Below are 21,804 nucleotides of genomic sequence, written 5' to 3' on the forward strand. Positions count from 1 at the left end.
AATAGTATACAAATTTTAAGGTCATTACAGTTATCCCGATACAATATAGTTCTTTGCTTTCTTTAGCGCCTCTTCAATCCCACCCGGGTTTTTACCTCCTGCGGTAGCAAAAAACGGTTGTCCGCCCCCACCTCCTTGAATATATTTTCCAAGCTCCCGAACTATGGTTCCGGCATTCAATTTCCTATCTTCCACCACTTCTTTAGAGATATAACAGGACAAAAATGCTTTCCCTTCGTCCTCGGAAGCAAAAAGTAAAAATAGGTCCTTCCTATTCTGTCCTATCTCAAAGGAAATATCCTTTATACCTCCAGCATCCAAATCTACTTTCTTGGCCAGAAACTGGATTCCGTTTACTTCAGCAAGTTCACTGAGCAACTCTCCCTTCAAGCTTTTAGCTTTTTCTTTTAAGAGGTTTTCCACTTCTTTTTTCAGCCTTAAATTTTCTTCCTGCAAAGTTATTAAGGCCTTGACAGGTTCCTGGGAATTGTTCAAAAGCTCCTTAACTTCCAAGAGGGTGTTGTTGCTTTCTGTATAAAAATCCTTAACGGCATCCGAGGTTATGGCCTCTATTCTGCGTATTCCTGCGGCCACGGCCCCTTCAGACCTAATTTTAAAATGCCATATATCGGCCGTATTCCGTACATGGGTACCCCCGCAAAGTTCTATGGACCGGCCAAAGCGAACGGTTCTGACGGCATCGCCGTATTTTTCTCCGAACAGTGCCATTGCCCCTTGCTCCAAAGCCTTTTCCATTGGGACATTGCGCTGTTCCTCCAAAGGAAGTCCATTGTTTATCCGCGCATTGACAAAACTTTCGATTGCTGCCAATTCATCCGCACTAAGTTTGGCAAAATGGGAAAAATCGAAACGCAGGTATTTGGAATGCACGGCCGAACCTTTCTGTTCCACATGTGTCCCTAGAATTTCACGTAGGGCCTGGTGCAATAAATGCGTAGCGGTATGATTACATTCGGTGCGTCTGCGCTGGGCTGCGTCTACCACTGCCTTAAATTTATCCGTAGTATCCCTAGGTAAATTTTTTGCAAAATGGACAATCTCGTTATTTTCCTTTTTGGTATCCAATATATATACCACGTCCCCATTGGGGGCTTCCAAATATCCCTTGTCCCCAACCTGTCCTCCCCCTTCGGGGTAAAACGGGGTTAGGTTGAATACGATCTGATATTGCTCCCCTTCCTTTTTGGAAGTTACCTTTCTATATTTTACAATTTTTACCGAGGTTTCCAAATTATCGTACCCTACAAATTCCTGCTGAGGATCCTCTGCAAGAACTATCCAATCCTCTTTGGTTACTTCTGATGCCGATCTGGAACGGTCCTTTTGCTCCTTCATGGCCGTTTCAAACCCTTTTTCATCCAGATCAAATCCTCTTTCACTTAATATAAGCGCTGTTAAATCGATCGGAAACCCAAAGGTATCGTATAGCTCGAAGGCCTTTCTCCCATCTATTTTCTTGCCCTTGTTTTCTGCCACAATATTGTCCAACAATAATAATCCCTGGTCCAAGGTCTTCAAAAATGAGTGTTCCTCCTCTTTTACCACATTTTCTATTAACTGACGTTGGTCCTTAAGCTCTGGAAAGGATTTTCCCATGGTTTCGGAAAGCACCTTTACCAATTGGAACATAAATGGCTCCCTGGTCATTAAAAATGTAAATCCGTAACGAATGGCCCTTCTCAAAATTCTACGTATTACATAGCCCGCTCCGGTATTACTCGGCAACTGTCCGTCCGCAATGGAAAAAGATACCGCCCGTATATGATCGGTAATTACCCTTATGGCAATACTTACTTCCTCATCCTTCCCATATTTGGAATTGGTAATAGTCTCTATCTCTCTGATAATCGGGGTAAAAACATCGGTGTCGTAATTGGACTGCTTTCCCTGCATTACCATACACAAACGCTCAAAACCCATTCCTGTATCCACATGTTTTGCCGGCAAGGTTTCCAACTGGCCGTTGGCTTTCCTATTGTACTGCACAAATACCAGGTTCCAAATTTCCACGACCTGCGGATGGTCTTGGTTGACAAGAGTTGCACCGGAAACCTTTGCCTTTTCCTCGGGCGAACGGATATCCACGTGTATTTCCGAACATGGCCCGCAGGGTCCTTGGTCTCCCATTTCCCAAAAATTATCCTTCTTGTTCCCTAAAAGAATCCTTTCCTTATCCACAATTCCGCTCCAAAGCTCAAGGGCCTCGGTATCCAGATCCAACCTATCGACATCCTTGCTTCCTTCAAAAACGGTTACATAAAGGCTCTCCCTATCAATTTTGCACACTTCGGTTAAAAACTCCCATGCCCAGGCAATGGCCTCGGCCTTAAAGTACCCTTCTCCCGGACGGGCAGGATCACCAAAACTCCAGTTCCCCAACATCTCGAACATAGTATGGTGGTAGGTATCCTTTCCTACCTCTTCCAAATCGTTGTGCTTGCCACTTACCCGAAGGCATTTTTGGGTATCGGCCACACGAGGGTACTTAGGCACCGAGTTTCCTAGGAAAAACTCCTTAAACTGGTTCATACCCGCATTGGTGAACATTAAAGTGGGATCATCTTTAATGACCATAGGTGCCGAAGGAACAATTTTATGTGCTTTTTCCTTAAAAAATTCTAAAAACTTGGTTCTAATTTCTTGGGATTTCATGTATATTGGTAAGCTTTTTATATATTTAACGGTTATTAGAAAACATTATGCAACTTTGTAAGTTATCTATGAAAACGACCACAAAAATAGGATAAATTAGATACATGTCTAAGGTAAAATATTATTACGATCCGGACACTCTATCTTATCGTAAGATAGAACCAAAAAAATCCAGAAGATTTAGAAATATTGCTCTATTTTTTCTTGGGTCGTTTCTATTTGGATTTTTGGGCCTCATATTACTTTTAAACACCAATTTGGTAAATACTCCCAGAGAACTTTCCCTGTCCAGGGAAGTCAAGAACTATGAACTTCAGTTCGAATTGCTGGGCAAAAAAATGGAGCAAATAGAAAATGTACTGGCCAATATTGAAGACCGGGACAACAATATCTACAGATTATATTTTGAGGCCAACCCCATACCTGAAGAACAGAGAAGGGCCGGATTTGGTGGGGTGAACAGATATAAATCCCTTGAAGGCTTCAACAATTCCGAAATGATCATCGCCACTACCAAAAGATTGGACATTATCCAAAAACAAATGGTGATACAATCCAAATCCCTTGATGAGATTACCAAACTGGCAGAGGAAAAGGAAAAATTATTGGCGGCAATCCCCGCCATACAGCCTATAAAAAATGAAGACCTTACCAGGATGGCATCTGGTTACGGTTGGCGTTCCGACCCATTTACCAAAGCCAGAAAAATGCATTGGGGAATGGATTTCACTTCTCCCAAAGGCACTCCTGTTTATGCCTCGGGCGACGGGGTGATTACCCGTGCGGACAACAACGCCTCAGGTTACGGAAAACATATTAGGATAGATCATGGTTATGGGTATATGAGCCTTTATGGCCATTTAAGTCAATACAACGTCAAGGTCCGCCAAAAGGTAAAAAGAGGCGATCTTATTGGTTTTGTTGGAAGCACAGGTAGATCCGAAGCGCCGCACCTACATTATGAGGTATGGAAGGATGAGGAAAAAATTAACCCCATTAACTTCTACTACGGCAGTTTAACCGCGGAAGAATTTGAAAATATGTTGAAATACGCAAACCAAGAAAACCAATCCCTGGATTAATGCATATAGATCTTCCGGAAAAGCGATATTACGGTATTGGTGAAGTGGCCGATGCCTTTGATGTGAACACCTCACTTATCCGTTTTTGGGAGAAGGAGTTTGATGTGCTCAAACCTAAAAAGAACGCAAAGGGCAACAGAAAATTTACACCACAGGACATTAAAAACCTACAGCTTATCTATCATTTGGTAAAAGAGCGCGGTTTTACACTGGAGGGTGCCAAAACCCATTTAAGGGAAGATAAATTAAAGACCCTGTCTACCTTTGATGTAATCCAAAAATTGGAAAAGGTAAGGGCAGAACTGATCAAAATAAAGAACCAACTATAAATAACGTTAAATACACTGATCATGAAAAAATGGTTAATTCCGGTAATTATCCTTGCCGTTTTGGGAATAGGCTTGTACCAATGGGCCGTAGGCTTTAACAACACAGCCATTAAACTTAAGGAAGCCTCTACCCAGACCTGGGCCAATGTTGAAAGCGCCTACCAAAGAAGAAATGATCTTATAGGCAATCTTGTTAAGACGGTACAGGGCGCGGCAGACTTTGAAAAAGGCACCCTAACTGCAGTGATAGAAGCTAGGGCCAAAGCCACCTCCGTTAGCATAGACCCTACAAACATAACCCCTGAGCAACTTGCAAAATTCAATGAGGTACAAGGTGGACTTAGCGGTGCCTTGAAAAGTCTTTTGGTAACCGTGGAGCGTTACCCCGACTTGAAGGCCAATCAAAATTTCCTGGAACTGCAGTCCCAATTGGAGGGCACGGAAAACAGAATAAACATAGAGCGAAATCGCTTCAATGAAAGCGTTTTACCCTATAACAACCATATCAAAACCTTCCCAAATTCGGTATTGGCAGGCCTTTTTAATTTTGATGAATTGGCTTACTTTAAATCGGAAGCCGGTGCAGAGCAGGCTCCTGACGTAAATTTCGAATTCAACTAAAACACCATGTCCAAAATAGAAGCTTTTTTAACGGCCAATGAGGAATTGGAAATAGTAAATGCTATTGTAGGGGCCGAGAAAAACACTTCCGGAGAAATAAGGGTGCACATTGAACCAACATCCAAGAAGCCCCATTTTGAAAGAGCTCAAGAAGTATTCCACTTTTTAAAAATGGACAATACCAAAGAAGAAAACGGGGTATTGATCTACATTGCCATAACGGACAAGAAATTTGTCATTTATGGTGACAAGGGCATAGACCGGGCAGTCCCCGATAATTTTTGGGACAACACCAAAACCATATTGGAAAATCATTTTAAAAAAGGAGATTTTAAGCAAGGTATCATTGAAGGAATATACATGGCCGGCAAAGAATTGGAAACCCATTTCCCCTGGCGACATAACAACACCAACGAATTGAGCAATGAAGTATCTAAAGGGTAGTCTCTTATTACTGATATTATGCAGCTGCCCTATAACTGTTGCCCAATTTAAAATTCCCGTAAAACCAGAACTTCAGGAACAAACGAGTGTTTTTGATTATATCAATTTACTTTCAGCCGAACAGAAAACCAGCTTGGAACAAAAATTGATTCGTTATTCGGATAGTACCTCTACCCAGATAGTAACGGCCATTATCGCTTCTACCCAAGGAGAAAATATCAACTTTCTAGGGGCCAACTGGGGACATGCCTGGGGTATAGGACAGGCCAAGGAAGATAATGGTATCTTAATTTTATTGGCTAGGGACGACCGAAAAATTGCCATCAATACGGGTTATGGCATAGAGCCTCTTTTAACGGATGCCCTTTCCAAACGCATTATAGAAAGCGTCATTATACCTGAATTTAAGCAGGGCAACTATTACGAAGGTCTCAATAAAGGGGCAGATGCCATTTTTAATGTACTTAATGGCGAATTCAAGAAAGAACCCAATTTGGACAAAAATCCCGGATTTCCATTTCAGGCAATACTCCCTTTCATTATTTTTATAGTAATCCTGATTATACTTTCGAACAAAGGAAGAAAAGGTGGCGGCGGCAAGGGAGGTCACCACAAGGGAATGGACCTTTGGGACATTATTGTACTCAGTAATATGGGACGGGGTGGCTACAGATCTGGATCCTCGGGAGGCGGTTTTGGAGGTGGAGGCAGTTTTGGCGGCGGGGGCTTCGGCGGTGGCGGTTTTGGTGGTGGCGGATCCTCAGGAGGTTGGTGATTTTTCAATGTACCGATGGAACAATTTACCAATGGAACGATGTGTCAATTTGGTGATTTGAAAATTGCGATGTGAAACCCTCAAAACCTGAAACCTTTCCAACCAAAAAATTAATTATAATACCGTCTTCCGCCCCCACTATTTGGACTTTTTCCTCCAAACTGATCAAACTTATAGGTAAAGCTGGCCATAAAATACTGTTGCAGTACGGTGCCCTGAAAATCCTGAATAAAGTCTTCCCCAGTAGTCCTACGGGTGTTTATATTTTGATCCAACAGGTCATAGGCAAGTACTTTAAGAGTACCTTTGTCCTGTAGCATTTGAAATCCTAAGCTCATATTCCAAAAAAGGGCATCCTTTTTAAATCCCGGACCCACATTGCCATTATAACTGTAGTTTAGGTCATTGCCCCATATCAAATTTTTGGGCCAATAAGTAGTAACCCTCAGACTGGCATTCTGTGAGGTAAATTTAATATCGTCCACATTATCCAGGTTATAGGTAGTATTGTTAAAGCCGATTCCGTATCCCGGTTCTATCTCTATCTGCTCCTTATAATTATAGGTGGTCGACACATAGGGATTTACGTCGAAGGATTTCGCTTTTAATTCCACTCCGTTGGTAAAACTTACCTGTTGGCCGAAACTTAGCCTAGGCCTAACATTAAATTTTAAGGTATAGAGACTGTCTTTCTTAATTTGCTTGGAATACCCTATACCTCCGTATCCACTATAATTGCCATCCACATTGGTATATCTTGTGGTTCTTAAAAAATTATCATCGGTCGTGGAGATGGCGGATACCCTATCTTCTTGAATATCCAATCCTGTATATAGAAAAACTCCGGTTCTTTCCTGCCAGTTGTAATTGTTATAATTAAAATCTATGCCATGGTTAACACTGGGCAGCAAATTGGGATTCCCTATTACCACGTTCAATGGATCATTGATATTGGGAACAGGTTGTAATTGATTTACCGAAGGCACATTGAGCCTGGAATTATACCTTAGGTACAAGCGTTTGTTTTTATCAATATTGTATCGAATATTACTCCTAAACATTAAATTCTTATAAGAATTGGAAAAAGAGGTGTTTTGAAGTATATCCTGATTTTTTAGATCTGTCATGATATAGGATGCATTGACCCTGAAATTCAATTTTTCACCGTTACTGCGTATCCCAAAAGATGGCGACTGTTGAATGTTTCCGAAGGTAAAATCCGAGCTTAGAGCCATATTAAAATCGGTATAGCCATTCGTAGCATCATTAAAATCCGTTACGTACTTGGCATTGTCCCTTTGGTCATTACTATAGTCATATCCAAAATCCAAGAACAGTTTACTGGTCAAAGGTTGCCTATAACCCAACTCCAATTGATAGGAATTTCTTTTGTTATCTATTTCCGAAAGCTGATCCAGGGTTTCTACACTGGGATCGTCCCCAAATATTTCCCGATAAGAATTTAGGTTGGCAGTATTCAAATTTTCAGAATTATCATTGGAAAAGGTAATGGTGATCATTTTACCAATGGTATCCAATTTTTTCATAATTCCAAGACGATTGGAAAAATTTCTTTGAAGTCCGTCATTGACGGATATTCTATCATTCCTATTTATCAAATCCCCATTCTCATCTGTAGAAACGCTGTTGTTACTGTTTACGGAGTTGGTCCTGTTTACACTCAAGGAGGGCTGTATAGTAACCCGAAGTGTTTCATCCACATCATAATCTATATTTGCCGCTCCCCGGTTGGAATTGGTGGAACCCTCAAAATTAGAGGTGTTATCCGTAAAATATCTACTATTGGGCAAGATGTTCTCCCTACTTGTCTTCTGGTCATTATAGGAATCACTATATCCAAAAAAGTAATTGGCATCTATTTTATATTCCCCCTTCTCAGAATTGGCATAACTGGTCCCCAGATTGGAGGAAGTAGTTATCCCATTACCAAAATTATTGATAAGACCGGATTCCCTGGCGCCGGAATAACCCCCATTGGTATTCCCGACCATGTCATAGATCTCGTCAAAAGAAAAACCTGAATTGTTTATATTATTGGAGCTTGCAATAAAACTGACCCTTTTCTTATCATTAAAATAATTGAGCAGGCCGTTTAGTTGATATCTTTCATCCGTACCATAGCCCGCAGCCATTCTTCCTAAATAGCCCCTATTCTTATCCTCCTTTATGGTAAGATTAATGGTTTTATTTTCCCCATCCCCTGCTTCCCCGGTGAACTCTTCGGTTTTGGTTTTGGTATCCATGATCTGGATCTTACTAATAATATCCTTGGGCAAACTTTTGGTGGCCACTTTGGGGTCGTTACTGAAAAACACCTGCCCATTAACAAGTACCTGATTTACTTCCTTGCCATTTACGGTAATCTTGCCATCACTATCCACCTCTACCCCCGGCAACTTTTTCAAAACATCCTCCACTGAGGCATCCGGCTTTGTTTTAAAGGAATCCGCATTAAATTCCAAGGTATCCTTTTTTATGGTAATCGGCACCCTGTCTCCCACAACAAGAACAGCATCCAATTCCTGTGCCTGCTCTTCCAATGATACGCTCCCCATATCTACCTTGGACTCCAATTCAACTTTTATATAATACGGCTTATACCCATTGTAGGAGAAGTATACATTTACCTCCTTGAGATTGGTATTCCCTTCCAAAAAAAACATCCCTTTTTGATCGGATACGGTATATGACACCAGGGAACTATCCTTTAAGGATTCCGCATAAATGGTCGAAGCTTCCAATGGTGCCTTGGTAATGGCATCGACTACCTTCCCGCTCAACACAAAATCCTGGGAAAAAGAAAGATTAAAAAATAAAAGGGATAATAGGAGTGAAAAGTAAAAATTCTTCATTTGAAAATGCGGTCTTGGATTCTTGATAGTATGGGTAAGCTATCAAAAGTAACCCATGCCCTACAATGACCCAAATGGTTAACAGAACTTTAAGACCTCACTTAAAAAAATACCCTTACACGAACAAAGATATCTACTTCTTTCTCATAAACACCGTAACCGGTACCCCTGTAAAATCGAAATTCTCCCTTAGCTTATTCTCCAAAAAACGCTTATACGGCTCCCTTACATATTGGGGGAGATTACAGAAAAAAGCGAACTGTGGATAGGGTGTGGGCAATTGGGTACAGAATTTTATTTTTACATATTTATCCTTATAGGCCGGTGGAGGATAGTTTTCTATAATGGGCAACATAATATCGTTCAGCTTTCTGGTCACCACCTTTTTGGATCTGTTTTCATAGACCTGTACTGCAGTCTCTATGGCCTTAAAAATACGCTGTTTGGTATGTACGGAAATAAACAGAATGGGCACATCTACAAAAGGCGCTATCGCCTCCTTTATTTTTTGGGTGTAGTGCTTAATGGTATTGGTTTCCTTGTCCTCTACCAAATCCCATTTATTTACCAGGATCACTATGCCCTTGTTATTTCGTTGTGCCAACCAGAAAATATTTTCCACCTGTCCGTCAAAACCACGGGTGGCATCCAACATTAGAATACATACATCCGAATGTTCAATGGCCCTTACCGACCGCATTACGGAATAGAATTCCAGGTCTTCCCGTACTTTCGCCTTGCGTCTTATACCAGCGGTATCCACCAGATTAAACTCGAAACCGAACCGGTTGTATTTAGTATCTATACTATCCCTAGTAGTACCGGCAATATCCGTAACTATGTATCTTTCTTCCCCTATCAGGGCATTGATGAATGATGATTTTCCTGCATTGGGCCTACCTACCACAGCAAACCGGGGCAGGTCGTCCTTCTCTTTTTCCTTTTCGGGCAGTACCTTTACCAAAGCGTCCAGTAAGTCGCCCGTACCACTACCGTTTATACTGGCAATGGTATAATACTCCCCTAGGCCCAAGGAATAGAATTCTACGGCATCTTCAGCTCTTTTGCCGTTGTCCACTTTATTCACTACCAAGAAAACAGGTTTATTTACACGTCTCAACAAATTGGCTACATCCTCATCCATTCCGGTAACCCCGGATTCGACGTCCACCATAAATATGATGGCATCGGCCTCATCAATGGCCAATTCTACCTGCTTATCTATTTCCTTTTCAAAAACATCATCGCTCCCCAACACATATCCACCGGTATCGATCAAAGAAAACTCCACTCCGTTCCAATCACATTTTCCGTAATGACGATCTCGCGTAACCCCACTCACGGCATCAACAATGGCCTCTCTTCTTTGAATTAATCTATTGAAAAAGGTTGATTTGCCTACATTAGGTCTTCCTACAATGGCTACAATAGCACTCATACTTTTAATTTGATGCAAAAGTACTATTTATATCCGAAGAAAAAACAGTATCTTCTCTCCTAATTATCAGTCCAATAGTTTGAATGTCCTACCCAACGAAATTGTTCTAAGACCAAGGTTCCAACTTAACCTAAAGGGTCCTGCCCTACCCATTCTACAAATGTTTCAAGAAGTAGACCATCCCCCTTTTATCCTTAAAATATCCGATCAACATATTTTTATACGGTTTAATAGGGCCGAAACCCATTTTTGGACGCCACAGTTACAAATCGAGATTGTGGACCAGGGAGACGGCAACAGTATTATTTACGGCTTGTTTGGTCCCAATCCTACCTTATGGACCTTCTTTATGTTCGTCCATTTCGGAGTAGCCTCATTTTTTATCATATTCGGGGTTTGGGCCTATTCCAATAATGCCCTTGGCAAAGAAGTAGGCCTTCAGATCGGGTTAATGGCTTTAATGGTGCTTACTTGGATTGTACTTTATGTATTTGGTAGGATAGGAAAAAGAAAGGGCAGGCCACAAATGCACCAATTATATGATTTTATGTTGAGGTATACCAAGGTTGACAACGACCTTTAGGACGGCATTGGGATAAGACCAGAGACTGGAAAGAAAAAATTTAGCGGCGTACTTTCGGTCCCTATCAGACAAGACATATATAATCTAACCCTGATTATACCCAAAGCGTTTCAGCTGATTGGGATCGTTCCTCCAGTTCTTATTCACCTTTACATAGAGTTCCAGATGTACCTGCTTATCAAAGAATTTCTCCAAATCCTTACGGGCCTCTACCCCAACTCTTTTCAGGGCGCTTCCTTTATGGCCTATGATAATCCCTTTTTGGGAATCGCGTTCCACCATAATGACAGACCGCATCCGGATAATATCCTCGTCCTCAAAAAACTCCTCGGTATCGATCTCCACAGCATATGGGATTTCCTTTTTGTAAAATTGAAGGATCTTTTCCCTAATGGTCTCGTTTACAAAAAATCGTTCCGGCTTGTCCGTTAATTGGTCCTTAGGGTAATAGGGCGGAGCCTCCGGCAGCAATTCCAAAATTCTAAGAAAGACTTCCTTGACATTAAAATTCTGCAAGGCGGATATGGGATGTATTTCGGCAGTTGGCAATTGATCATGCCAATATTGCACCTGTTCTTCCAAGATACCCTGTTCGGAAACATCGATCTTGTTCAATAAAAGCAGAACAGGGACTTTGGTATTTTTCAGTTTCTCAAAAAAGCGTTCGTCCTTTAAGGCCTTTTCCCCGATTTCTACCATATAGAGCAGTACATCGGCATCTTCAAAGGCAGATTTTACAAAATCCATCATGGAGGACTGCAATTCATAGGCGGGTTTAATAATTCCCGGGGTATCGGAAAGCACCATTTGAAAATCTTCCCCATTTACGATACCCAAAATTCGGTGCCGGGTAGTCTGCGCCTTGGAGGTAATAATGGATAATTTTTCACCAACAAAGGCATTCATGAGTGTGGATTTCCCTACATTGGGATTTCCAATAATATTTACAAAACCAGCTTTATGCGCTTTCATTTTTTAATTTTTTAAAATATGCCTTAGCAGCAACATTTACTTTAGGAGCTAACAACAAAACTGCAATCATGTTGGGAATTACCATTAAGGCGTAGGATAGATCTATTAGGTTTTTTACCAAATCCAGCGATGCTACGGCTGCAAAAATAACCATAATAACAAAGTACACATTATATAATTTACCAATTTTAGGATTCGTTAAAAAAGAAAGGCTTTTTACACCGTAATAAGAATAGGTAAATAAGGTAGATAAAGCAAAGGCGGATACAATAAGCATTAATAGCATATCACCATATCCAAAAAGTGTGCGCTCAAACGCTTCTATGGTCATCGTAATACCACTGATATCTTCGGTATAGGCACCACTTAGAATAATAACGATCGCAGTTAATGTGCACACCACAATGGTATCTATGAAAGGCCCTAACATAGCCACCAAACCTTCCTTAATTGGGTTGTCCGTTTTAGATTGTCCATGATACATAGGTGCACTTCCCAGGCCTGCCTCATTAGAAAACATGGCCCTACGGACTCCTATAATAACCAATCCCCAAAAACCCCCGGTGACGATTGTTTTAAAATTCCATGCTTCTGAAAAAATAAGTTCCAATGCAGGCCATACCTTTTCCATATTTATAGCCATCACCACAATAACTGCCAACAAATAAATAAATACCATAAAAGGTACTATTGTCGAGGCCACTTTTGCTATTTTGGACAACCCTCCAAAAATCACAAATGAAGTTAGGATTGCCAAAACAGCCCCAATGGTCCATTTCCAATTTTCATTCCCCATCGCAAACAACGTTTCCTCTGGCTTTACCACCAGCATAAAAGTCTCTGTAAATTGGTTGGCCGTAAAAACCCCTAAAAATCCAAATAGTCCACAAATGCAAAAGAAAGTTGCCAAAGGCTTCCATTTTTCCCCTAAACCTTGTGTAATATAATACATAGGGCCACCTTGCAGCTTACCATCTGCATCTGTAGTCCTAAACATAATAGAAAGGCTACAGGAATAAAATTTAATACCCATCCCGATCAAAGCGGTTATCCATATCCAAAAAACCACCCCTGGCCCACCATCATGAATTGCAATGGCTACTCCCGAAATATTACCTAAACCCACTGTAGCAGCAACAGCGGAAGAAAGTGCCTGGAATGAACTCACATCCCCTTTTGCATTTTTATCATCATATTTTCCGGCCGTTATGGCAATGGCATGACCGAAGAATCTGAACGGAACAAATTTAGAATAGATGATCAAAAATACTCCTCCACCTATTAATAACAGAAACATGGGCCATTCTGTGTATGGCAGCATTTTGGCCAAAAAATTATTTATGTAGTCCATATTAAAAGTATAAATTTCAAATAAATGGAAATTTAAGAATTTAAAGGGGACAGTCGAAAAATATTTCAAAGTATCCTTTGATAGTAATAAAAAAGCTTTGTATATTTGCAGTCCGAAATATGCCTGTCAGCATTATGAACTGAAAGTGTAAAAACTAAGTTGGATATTTTAGAAACGCACATCGCGGGATAGAGCAGTAGGTAGCTCGTCGGGCTCATAACCCGAAGGTCACTGGTTCGAGTCCAGTTCCCGCTACTAGGAAAGACAAGGGTTTCAAGAGATTGAAGCCCTTTTTTTATTTCCTTCCTAAAACATACCTAAAACAATTTAGTGGATTTCGGATCAAGTCAAAAAGTTGTGGGATTAAGGATTAAGCAAAAATAGTTGTCAGCCTATATAAGAAGAATTCTACGTTCCTGACGCCCCTGAACTGTGCCCTGAATGCCATTATTTTACCGTTGAATGATTCTGCCGAGGCATTTTTACCCGGATATTGGAAGGATTAAGAACAAATCTTGTGTTTATACAAAAATTGTGGTTAATCTGGAAAGGAATAATTCTACATTCATATTGATACAAGACCTTCAAGGGAATTTTCTTTTTTCTTTCCTTGCCCTATCCACAAAAAACCAACCCCGGGAATGCAAGGTACCATTTAACTTTTTCAATTCCGGGCCACTAAACCGAAACGTTTTGGTATTTGTCCCGTTTCTGATCCTCCAAACATTTTCTAGTGTCTATGTCGATTACACTCTTATACCTTGATATTCCTCCCGTCTTTCACTTCGTCAGAAGTAGGGTTTTAAGATGCTTAAAACATAACTTGCTATCTTCTCCGAAGATTAATATTTTCAATTCTTTTTTAATAATAAATTACTCAAAATGGGTGGGTCGGATTTGTTACTACTTTAAAATAAAAAATACCTTCCGATTACGCAGGTCCTACGAACATATAATAATATATGCATATACACATATATTTATATTGACATATTTGCATATATACATATATTGTGACTGCGCCAATCCATTTATTATTTATTCATTGGTGTTTTTAATCCTTTCAATTGCAACGAGGAGGCTATGTAACATTTCAATATACAGGAATGAATATGGCTAGGGAGATGAAAGATCAAGCAGCATATTCGCCGTTTTTTCATTCACGCGGACAGGAGGGTGTCCGGAATGCAGAGCGGAGAGACTTAAACAGAAGACGGACGAAACTTGTCTACACAGGGAAGATAGACGCTACAAGTTTACCGGACTTCCACAGGGGCTTGGAATAATGGAATTCCTTTGCAATTTGAGGTCGAGTATATTAGCAACCTATAGATATTGTAGCAAAATTAATTTGCAAACAGCCTTATAAAGTAGTCGTACGCTCTTTGCACAATAAATCCCATCTCAAATCAGCTATGGCAATTTACAATTATATGTTTTCCCTATTTTTAAAGAATAATTCCAAAAATAGGTCTTCATGGCAATAACGAAAAATGCTCTTATTAGGTACCATGCCTTGGACCGGTGTTTTAGCAATCCAGGTAAAAATTATGACGTTAATGCATTGTTGCAGGAATGTAATGATGATTTGTATGAATCAAATCCAAATTCGGATGGGATACAAAGAAGGCAACTGTATGATGATATAAGATTTATGGAATCATCCCAAGGATGGTCTATAGATTTAGAAAAAACCAAAAGTGGGAGAAATGTTTATTACAGGTATGCCAACCCCAAATTTTCAATAAAAAATGAACCAATTAATGAACTGGAAGCGGAGCAATTAAAATCGGCTATGCTGGTATTGACCCGATTTAAAGGTATGCCACAATTTGAGTGGATCAACGAGCTAATTCCTAAGCTAGATCAATCCTTTAAACTATCCAACCAATCCCAGGATATCATTAGCTTTGAATCCAATGAGTTCCTGGTTGGCACGGAGCATATTTCTCCATTATTTAATGCAATTCTATATAATCAAACATTGCAAATTACTTATCGACCCTTCAAAAGTAATATAAGAACCACTAATATTTTCTTTCCTTATCATTTAAAGCAATACAACAATCGTTGGTTTTTATTTGGAAGAACTGGGGGTTACGAAAGCCTAACCAATCTGGCATCAACTCCCTTGGAAACCTATATTTTGGGAGTCGGTTACTAATTGGGGAAAGTTTATGATGGAAATATGCATTAGCTTGTTTACGCCCCTTCTCTAAATCAGGAGTATTGATTTTTTTTCGATAACTCATACCCTGATGATGCGCTTCTATAATTTTTCTAAAATTGGCATCCTTTTTCTTTAAATGTGGCAACCAATAAATTAGTGTATCCATATCGATGAAAGTCAAATCCCTGATAAAGCTGCAATTATATTTATCCCCAAGTTTTTCTTTCACCAACTCCAAGTACCATTGATTTAAAATGTAATTCATACCTGGTATTTCGAAAATCCTATCACTTACTAAAAGAATGGGGTATATCGTGACATTCTTTTTTTTGTTGACATATTCATCGAAGGGGAATTTATTTTCTACAATCTGTGTTATTGACTTAACCAATTGTCCTATACCAATAGCTCTAGTATCGTCTTCTAAAAACTTTTTTTTCAGAAGCTTTTTGATTTCTTCAATATTGGATGAGCTTTTTATCCCAGCAGCAACCAAAATGTCTTTATTTTCAAAAAGGTAAACCCTGTTGTTGTGGCGCACATAATAATCAGGTTCATTATCTGTTATTTCTGCTACCTTCTTCCTTACAATATACTTCCAATGAAAAATGGATACTTCGGTTCATTTTGTGCCACCCATTTCGGTGTTATAGTGCCAGGCATTTCGGTTTGATCTGTGCCACTTTTGGCCAACGTCCCGATCCGTTTCGGTTCGTTTTGTGCCAGTGATATCGGTTCGATCCGTGCCACCTTTGTCGGGAACGGGACTTATAACGTTTCGTTTTGTGCCACTTTGAAAGATCAAGTAACAATTACCTTGTCGCTTAAAAACAAGCGATATGGCCAATACACTTGATCCAATGGACCTGAAACAGATAATTTCCCTGCACCTCGACGGGCTGAGTAACCGCAAGATAGGTGCGACCTTGGGCATCTCCCGTAACACCGTAAACAGTTATATGCGCCTTTTCGGGGCCTGCGACCGTTCCCTTAAGGAATTGCTGGCCCTCGACAATGGGGCCCTGGAGGCCCTCTTTCCCTCGCATACGACCATAGACAACGTTCGCTACGAAGAGCTCATGCGCTGTTTCGAGGGAATCAACAAGGCCAGGAACCACCCCGGCTTCACCTTCCTCCACCATTACCGGGAGTATGTCCGAACGGCGAAGGAACCCTATGGCTATACCCAGTTCCTCGAACATTACCGTCGCAAGTATGCCAAGATAAAGGGCTCGATGAAGCTCGAGCACGAGGCAGGGAACGAAATGTTCATCGACTTCGCCGGCAAGAAACTCCATATTGTTGATAGGGACACTGGGGAAGTGGTCCCGGTGGAAGTGTTCGTGGCCATCCTTCCCAATAGCCAGTATACCTACGTGGAGGCCTGCAGGAGCCAAAAACGGGAGGACCTGATCGCTTGTTGCACCAATGCCCTGAACTATTACGGTGGCGTGCCCAAGGCCATCGTCTCGGACAACCTGAAATCGGCGGTGACCAGGGCCAGCAGATACGAGGCGGACATCAACCGGAGCTTCAAGGATTTTGCACGCCATTACAACTGCGCCATAAACCCCGCCCGGGGGTATTCCCCGCAGGACAAGGCCCTGGTGGAGAACGCCGTGCACCTTGCCTACCAGCGTATCTACTACCCGATGCGGGAAATGGTGTTCTTCTCTTTGGCAGACCTGAACCGGGAGATAAAACGATTGTTGGTGGCGTACAACGACCTGTTGTTCAAACGAAAGGAGGCCAGCCGCAGGGAACTGTTCCAATCCGTGGAACGGGAATACCTCAAGCCCCTGCCCGGGAGTGCGTACGAGCTAAAGGATTACCGCAGGGCCAAGGTCCAGAAGATGGGCTATGTATACTTCTCCCCGGACAAGAGCTATTATAGCGTCCCCTACCGCTATATCGGAAAGGAGACCACCATCCACTATACGGGCTCCATGGTGGAGGTGTACTACCACCAGCGGCGGATCGCGCTGCACGGGCGCCATCCGGAAAAGGGCAGCTATAACACCAATAAGGAGCACCTTGGAAGTACCCATAAATACTATAGTGACTGGAGCCCGGAGTTCTTTAAAAGGAAAGCGGCCCGACACGGCGAACATGTACTGGGCTGTGTGGAGGCGATACTGGCAAAGGGGGACTACCCGGAAATAGGATATAAAAGGGCAATGGGGGTCATACAGCTCCATAAGGCCTATGGCTCGGAACGCCTGGACAATGCCTGCAAAAGGGCCCTGCAGGCGGATGCCGCCACCTATATGCGCATCAGGAACATACTGAGGAACAATTTGGACAAAAGCTCCCTGTTCTACCGGGACCTGGAAGAGGACAAGAGCCATATCCCGGACCACGGGAACATACGGGGCGCCTCCGCCTACCGATAATAAATAACTTAAATCAATATATTATGAACAATGAACAGACGATCGAAAAACTCAAACAGATGCGCCTTACGGCCATGGCCCAATTGCACCAACAGCACGTAAGGGACAACGGTTCGGCCGATATTACCGCCGATGAGTACCTGGCCATGCTCACGGACCACCAGTGGGAGGACCGCCAGAACAGAAAGATCCAACGGTTGTTGAAACAGGCGGGGTTCGCACAGTCCGCCAACCTGGCCGAGGTGAACCATGCCCAAGAGCGCAACCTGGACAGGAACATGTTCGCCCGCCTGGGAACCTTGGATTTTATGGCCCGGAAGGAAAACATCATCCTCACCGGGGCCTCTGGAACGGGCAAGAGCTATCTGGCACAGGCACTGGGGCACCAGGCATGTATGATGGAACACAGGGCCATATACGCCAATACGGCCAGGCTCCTTAAAAGACTGAAACTCTGCAAAGTGGACGGTACCTATCTCAAGGAACTGGACAAGATCCTGAAAACGGACCTGTTGATCCTGGACGACTTTGGACTGCAGAGTTTTGACAACCACGCCCGGGAGGCCCTGATGGATATCATCGACGACCGTTACAATAAGGCCTCCACCATTATAGCCTCCCAGATACCCGTATCGGCATGGTACGATATTATAGGGGAAAGTACCATTGCGGATGCCATATTGGACAGGATCGTGAACTCCTCGCACAGGTTGGACCTAAAAGGGGAAAGCTTAAGAAAAGGAATTATAAAAAACGCTTAACACATTTTTTTTGTATTATTGAAAGATCTTTCAAAGTGGCACTGTTTGACCGAAACAGGTGGCACCATCACTCCGAAATAGCCAAAAAATTTCGTCTAAAACTTTTTCCATTAAAAATTCTTCTGAAAACTTAGTGTTGTAAAAACCAAAGAAAGAACCGTCTTTTGGTTTTAGATTATGGTGCTTATTATATGCATCTTTCAAGATAAATCGCACACTCTTAAAAAACTTATCTACTACGAAAAAAAAGTCTACTATAGAAAAGGTATCTTCATCTATTTGATATATAGGATAGTTTTTGAGGTTTGTAAAATCAGGAGACTCTTCAATTTCAGCAGAAGCTAGTGATTTGAGAAATCTAATTTTATCGACCTCTTCCAGACGAAGCTTGTAACCATTGTTGAGTTTTAAATTTAGTAAGGCCGCAAACAGAAGTTTAACTTGCTTTTTAAGCCCTGCTATATCACTTTCCTCAAATGTAGAATAAAGTGCATCCTGTAAATATTTGTATTCATTATTTGAAGTTAAAAAGTCAATGAGGTATTCGAATTTGACCAATGTGGAGAAAAGCAATTTTCCAAATTCCAAATTTGTATCTGAGTAAATTCCAATATCGGCAGAAGAAAATGACATTGTAATGAGCATTTCCGCCATTCTGTCGACATTATCTTGGGCGTCTCCAAAGTTTTGTTTCTTATTAACTTCTTTGTTAATCACCAAAAATGCCTTTAGAATGTTTAGCTCATCAGCAGTTATATCATCATTGGTGTTTTTTCCAACAACTGTTCTCGGTTAGCTAAGATAATTTCAGCTATTCGCAAACTGGCCTCCCTAGATATTACCTCGGGCTTTTCTGGAATCTTATTCTCTTTACCATATTTGGTTACCCTTTGAATTATATCCCAGCTTACTTCAGGGTCAGAAATGAAATTATCAAAATTAGGATGAGGAACAGTAGTAGTAAAGCCTATAATCCCAAGTAATGTTGAAGATGATACTTGGTTTAAGTACTCAATAATGTCCCTTGGTTCTTCCTCGGGAAAAACATTTTCAAATTCAAGTCTTTGAACAGTTCTAATCATCTTAGGACTTTTATTTCTTTTGTTTAACAACCAATTCCATAACATTTGAAGGAAACTCATATCAAATGGTATTAATTTATATTAAGTATCAAAATAAGCAAAATGTTGTACCTATGTTGTACCTGAATCGGATAGGAGGAACGGGATTAATTCCCGCTCCGACCTTCCACAGCACCCAGCGTACGGATCCGTACTGGGCGCTTCCTTAAGTTTTGATACTAACCTTTCGATATTGGTCTGACAGCATTACATAGCCTGCTTTTCTCAGATTTTCCGTGGTGATTGTGGTCTTAAGGATAAAACTATTAGCTGTATGCCAATAGCTTTTCCTTGTATTTGCCCATTCCCAAGCCTTGGATTTCTTAACCCCTAGCTTGATAAGATTCTTCACTCCGGTTCGTATCCGTTTCCATTGTTTCCATATCACCATCCTGATTCGTCTTCGGTACCACTCGTCTATTTTAAGAAGCAGATTCTTCATGTCTGCCAATTTGAAGTAGTTCACCCAACCAGTGATGTACTGGCGAAGGGCTTCTTTTCTTCGGGCATTACCCCAGCCATTACTACGGGATGTCAGCTCTTTTATTTTAGCTTTCATTTTGGCTACACTCTTTCGGTGTATCCGTAGCCGTCCTTCTCCTTTGCTTTTGTGAAAGGAGTATCCAAGGAATTTGACCTTCCTTATGTGGGCACTTTGGCTTTTATCCCTATTCACTTTTAAGAACAGTTTATCCTCTATAAAGTGGATCATTGAGCCCATTGTCCGTTCTGCACTGCGTTTACTTCTGCATAGTATCAGAAGGTCATCAGCATAGCGCACAAATTTATGCTCCCTACTCTCTAGCTCTTTGTCCATTTCGTTCAACATAATGTTGCTTAAAATTGGACTTAGTGGACCTCCTTGCGGAACCCCCTCTTCACTAGTCCGTATTTTGGATCCTACTTGCACTCCCGCATTGAGATATTTATGTATCAGTGATATCACTCGACCGTCTTTTACAGTACGGGAGAGTATCTCTATCAGCTTGCTATGGTTTACCGTGTCAAAGAATTTTTCTAAATCCAAATCTACTGCATACTTGTAGCCTTCTGTGATATACGCCTGACATTTCCTTAATGCTCCGTGGGCGTTGCGCCTTGGTCTGAACCCGTAGCTATTGTCGCTAAATTGGGGTTCATACATTGGCGAGAGTACTTGGGCAATCGCTTGTTGGATACACCTATCTATAACTGTAGGGATACCCAGTTGTCGCTTTTGTCCATTGTCTTTGGGAATAAGTACCCTGCGAACAGGGTTGGGGCGGTAAGTACCCTTTAAAATGGATGCAATTAGTTTGTCCTTGTGCGTGACTAGATAATCTTTTAATGATTCGACTTCCATCTTGTCCACACCCCCAGATCCCTTATTCCGCTTTACCTGTAGGTAAGCTTTGTTAAGGTTTGAAGGGGACACAATCAGCTCTAATAGTCCATCTCCTAATTGATTGGTATCCGTGAGGTTATTTTCAGTTATCCATAGAAACGTCTGCCCTCCCACATAGCCTTCGGATGCCGTCCTGTTCTTTTGTGGGCAGGTCTCTTGTATTGAGATTTTCTGCGTTCTTCCGTTCATATGGTAACATTCATTTACTGCTCACTCCTTAAAGTTCAGTCCTTCCTTAAGTGAAGTCTACTTAAGTACTATGACCTCGGCTGACCCCTCATGACAAGCTTTACTCCGCGTTTCATACTTTGTTTCCACACGTTCATGAGGTCTCCCCAGGTAAGAACGATATCTTTCATCCCATCTACCTGCTACATTTACCATGTTGTCTCCGAGCAGTGTTGGACTTCGGTTTGTTGTGTAACTTTATCCAGACAACTTTGGCCTTATATGTAGTTCCTGTACGTCAGGCCAGGATTTTGCCTCCAGCTTCCTTCAGATTCCACCTCACGATGGACACCCTTGCTTTAGGCTAACACTTCCCACTGCTAGAGCGTGTTCGGGACTTGCACCCTATAGATATCGCCCATGCTAGGCACACAAAAAAAAAGCCTCTCAAAACTGAGAGGCTTTTGACCACAAAAATAATTGTGATTAAGTACAGGCGGAGAGACTCGAACTCTCACGCCGCAAGGCACCAGATCCTAAGTCTTTCGTATTCAACCTACTTTAATTATTTTTTGAAACTTCTTCCGCAATTCTTCTGGTCAAAAAATCTGGTTTAAAAGTGATGTATCCTTTTTTGGCTAGCCTCAACTATGTTTATCTGCGATT

General features: G+C 41.5%; 17 protein-coding genes, 1 tRNA gene and 1 pseudogene. 10 read left to right on the plus strand and 9 right to left on the minus strand.

The genetic code is table 11. The features are described from left to right. Nucleotides 1-30: 30 nt before the first annotated feature. Nucleotides 31-2,673: an alanine--tRNA ligase gene (alaS, locus tag D0S24_RS08170; RefSeq protein ID WP_117019399.1), complete on the minus strand. Its 2,643-nt coding sequence runs from the start codon at nucleotides 2,671-2,673 to the stop codon at nucleotides 31-33. 104 nt (nucleotides 2,674-2,777) lie between these two features. Here alaS and D0S24_RS08175 point away from each other — a divergent pair, with 104 nt between their 5' ends. From D0S24_RS08175 to D0S24_RS08195, 5 genes are read left to right on the plus strand one after another with little or no spacing between them, the layout of a single operon-like run. Continuing rightward, on the plus strand, nucleotides 2,778-3,755 hold the full coding sequence (locus tag D0S24_RS08175; protein WP_117019400.1) for a M23 family metallopeptidase: 978 nt from the start codon (nucleotides 2,778-2,780) through the stop codon (nucleotides 3,753-3,755). Next, complete coding sequence (locus tag D0S24_RS08180; protein ID WP_117019401.1) at nucleotides 3,755-4,084, plus strand: MerR family transcriptional regulator; 330 nt, start codon at nucleotides 3,755-3,757, stop codon at nucleotides 4,082-4,084. Before D0S24_RS08175 ends, D0S24_RS08180 begins: the two co-directional genes overlap by 1 nt. 21 nt (nucleotides 4,085-4,105) lie before the next feature. After that, nucleotides 4,106-4,705, plus strand: a complete 600-nt coding sequence (locus tag D0S24_RS08185; RefSeq protein ID WP_117019402.1) for a LemA family protein — start codon at nucleotides 4,106-4,108, stop codon at nucleotides 4,703-4,705. Nucleotides 4,706-4,711: 6 nt separating this feature from the next. Next, on the plus strand, nucleotides 4,712-5,149 hold the full coding sequence (locus D0S24_RS08190) for a TPM domain-containing protein (protein ID WP_117019403.1): 438 nt from the start codon (nucleotides 4,712-4,714) through the stop codon (nucleotides 5,147-5,149). Continuing rightward, entirely contained in the window at nucleotides 5,130-5,924 is a 795-nt protein-coding gene (locus D0S24_RS08195; protein WP_117019404.1) for a YgcG family protein, read from the plus strand. Before D0S24_RS08190 ends, D0S24_RS08195 begins: the two co-directional genes overlap by 20 nt. Nucleotides 5,925-6,034: 110 nt before the next feature. Here the strand turns inward: D0S24_RS08195 and D0S24_RS08200 are convergent, their stop codons facing one another. Then, a complete protein-coding gene (locus D0S24_RS08200; protein WP_117019405.1) occupies nucleotides 6,035-8,797 on the minus strand; it encodes an outer membrane beta-barrel protein in 2,763 nt (920 codons plus the stop codon). A 133-nt stretch (nucleotides 8,798-8,930) separates the two neighbouring features. Then, nucleotides 8,931-10,235 (minus strand): ribosome biogenesis GTPase Der, encoded by a 1,305-nt coding sequence (gene der / locus D0S24_RS08205; RefSeq protein WP_117019406.1) that lies wholly within the window; start codon nucleotides 10,233-10,235, stop codon nucleotides 8,931-8,933. A 160-nt stretch (nucleotides 10,236-10,395) separates the two neighbouring features. On the opposite strand from der, the gene D0S24_RS08210 reads away from it, so the two are divergent. After that, nucleotides 10,396-10,818, plus strand: coding sequence for a GTP-binding protein (locus D0S24_RS08210; RefSeq protein ID WP_258922825.1), 423 nt, complete (start codon nucleotides 10,396-10,398; stop codon nucleotides 10,816-10,818). Between the two features lie 84 nt (nucleotides 10,819-10,902). Here the strand turns inward: D0S24_RS08210 and era are convergent, their stop codons facing one another. Continuing rightward, on the minus strand, nucleotides 10,903-11,790 hold the full coding sequence (gene era / locus D0S24_RS08215; protein ID WP_117019408.1) for a GTPase Era: 888 nt from the start codon (nucleotides 11,788-11,790) through the stop codon (nucleotides 10,903-10,905). Next, a complete protein-coding gene (locus D0S24_RS08220; RefSeq protein WP_117019409.1) occupies nucleotides 11,777-13,141 on the minus strand; it encodes a sodium:alanine symporter family protein in 1,365 nt (454 codons plus the stop codon). The genes era and D0S24_RS08220 overlap by 14 nt, the downstream gene beginning before the upstream one ends. Before the next feature lie 182 nt (nucleotides 13,142-13,323). Here D0S24_RS08220 and D0S24_RS08225 point away from each other — a divergent pair. After that, nucleotides 13,324-13,396: transfer RNA gene (locus D0S24_RS08225), tRNA-Met, on the plus strand. A 115-nt stretch (nucleotides 13,397-13,511) separates the two neighbouring features. Here D0S24_RS08225 and D0S24_RS21435 read toward each other — a convergent pair. Beyond that, nucleotides 13,512-13,628 (minus strand): annotated as a pseudogene (locus tag D0S24_RS21435) (transposase); the annotation flags it as partial. A 1,335-nt stretch (nucleotides 13,629-14,963) separates the two neighbouring features. Here D0S24_RS21435 and D0S24_RS21440 point away from each other — a divergent pair. From D0S24_RS21440 to istB, 3 genes are all read left to right on the plus strand, one after another. Beyond that, the gene (locus D0S24_RS21440; protein ID WP_408912544.1) at nucleotides 14,964-15,305 is read left to right on the plus strand and encodes a WYL domain-containing protein; all 342 of its coding nucleotides are present in this window, start codon (nucleotides 14,964-14,966) and stop codon (nucleotides 15,303-15,305) included. An 845-nt stretch (nucleotides 15,306-16,150) separates the two neighbouring features. Then, nucleotides 16,151-17,704, plus strand: a complete 1,554-nt coding sequence (istA, locus tag D0S24_RS08245; protein ID WP_117019412.1) for an IS21 family transposase — start codon at nucleotides 16,151-16,153, stop codon at nucleotides 17,702-17,704. 23 nt (nucleotides 17,705-17,727) lie between these two features. Next, the gene (gene istB, locus D0S24_RS08250) at nucleotides 17,728-18,465 is read left to right on the plus strand and encodes an IS21-like element helper ATPase IstB (protein WP_117019413.1); all 738 of its coding nucleotides are present in this window, start codon (nucleotides 17,728-17,730) and stop codon (nucleotides 18,463-18,465) included. A 30-nt stretch (nucleotides 18,466-18,495) separates the two neighbouring features. Here istB and D0S24_RS08255 read toward each other — a convergent pair whose 3' ends face one another. The 3 genes from D0S24_RS08255 to ltrA all read right to left on the minus strand — a co-directional run bounded on the left by D0S24_RS08255 (nucleotide 18,496) and on the right by ltrA (nucleotide 21,159). Then, nucleotides 18,496-19,182 (minus strand): hypothetical protein, encoded by a 687-nt coding sequence (locus tag D0S24_RS08255; RefSeq protein ID WP_117019414.1) that lies wholly within the window; start codon nucleotides 19,180-19,182, stop codon nucleotides 18,496-18,498. Nucleotides 19,183-19,217: 35 nt separating this feature from the next. Next, nucleotides 19,218-19,547, minus strand: coding sequence for a hypothetical protein (locus D0S24_RS08260; protein ID WP_147321441.1), 330 nt, complete (start codon nucleotides 19,545-19,547; stop codon nucleotides 19,218-19,220). Nucleotides 19,548-19,752: 205 nt separating this feature from the next. Next, a complete protein-coding gene (ltrA, locus tag D0S24_RS08265) occupies nucleotides 19,753-21,159 on the minus strand; it encodes a group II intron reverse transcriptase/maturase (RefSeq protein ID WP_093977904.1) in 1,407 nt (468 codons plus the stop codon). Nucleotides 21,160-21,804: the final 645 nt, after the last annotated feature.

Origin of the sequence: Arenibacter sp. P308M17 (genome assembly GCF_003426735.1) — a bacterium.
Taxonomy (GTDB): domain Bacteria; phylum Bacteroidota; class Bacteroidia; order Flavobacteriales; family Flavobacteriaceae; genus Arenibacter.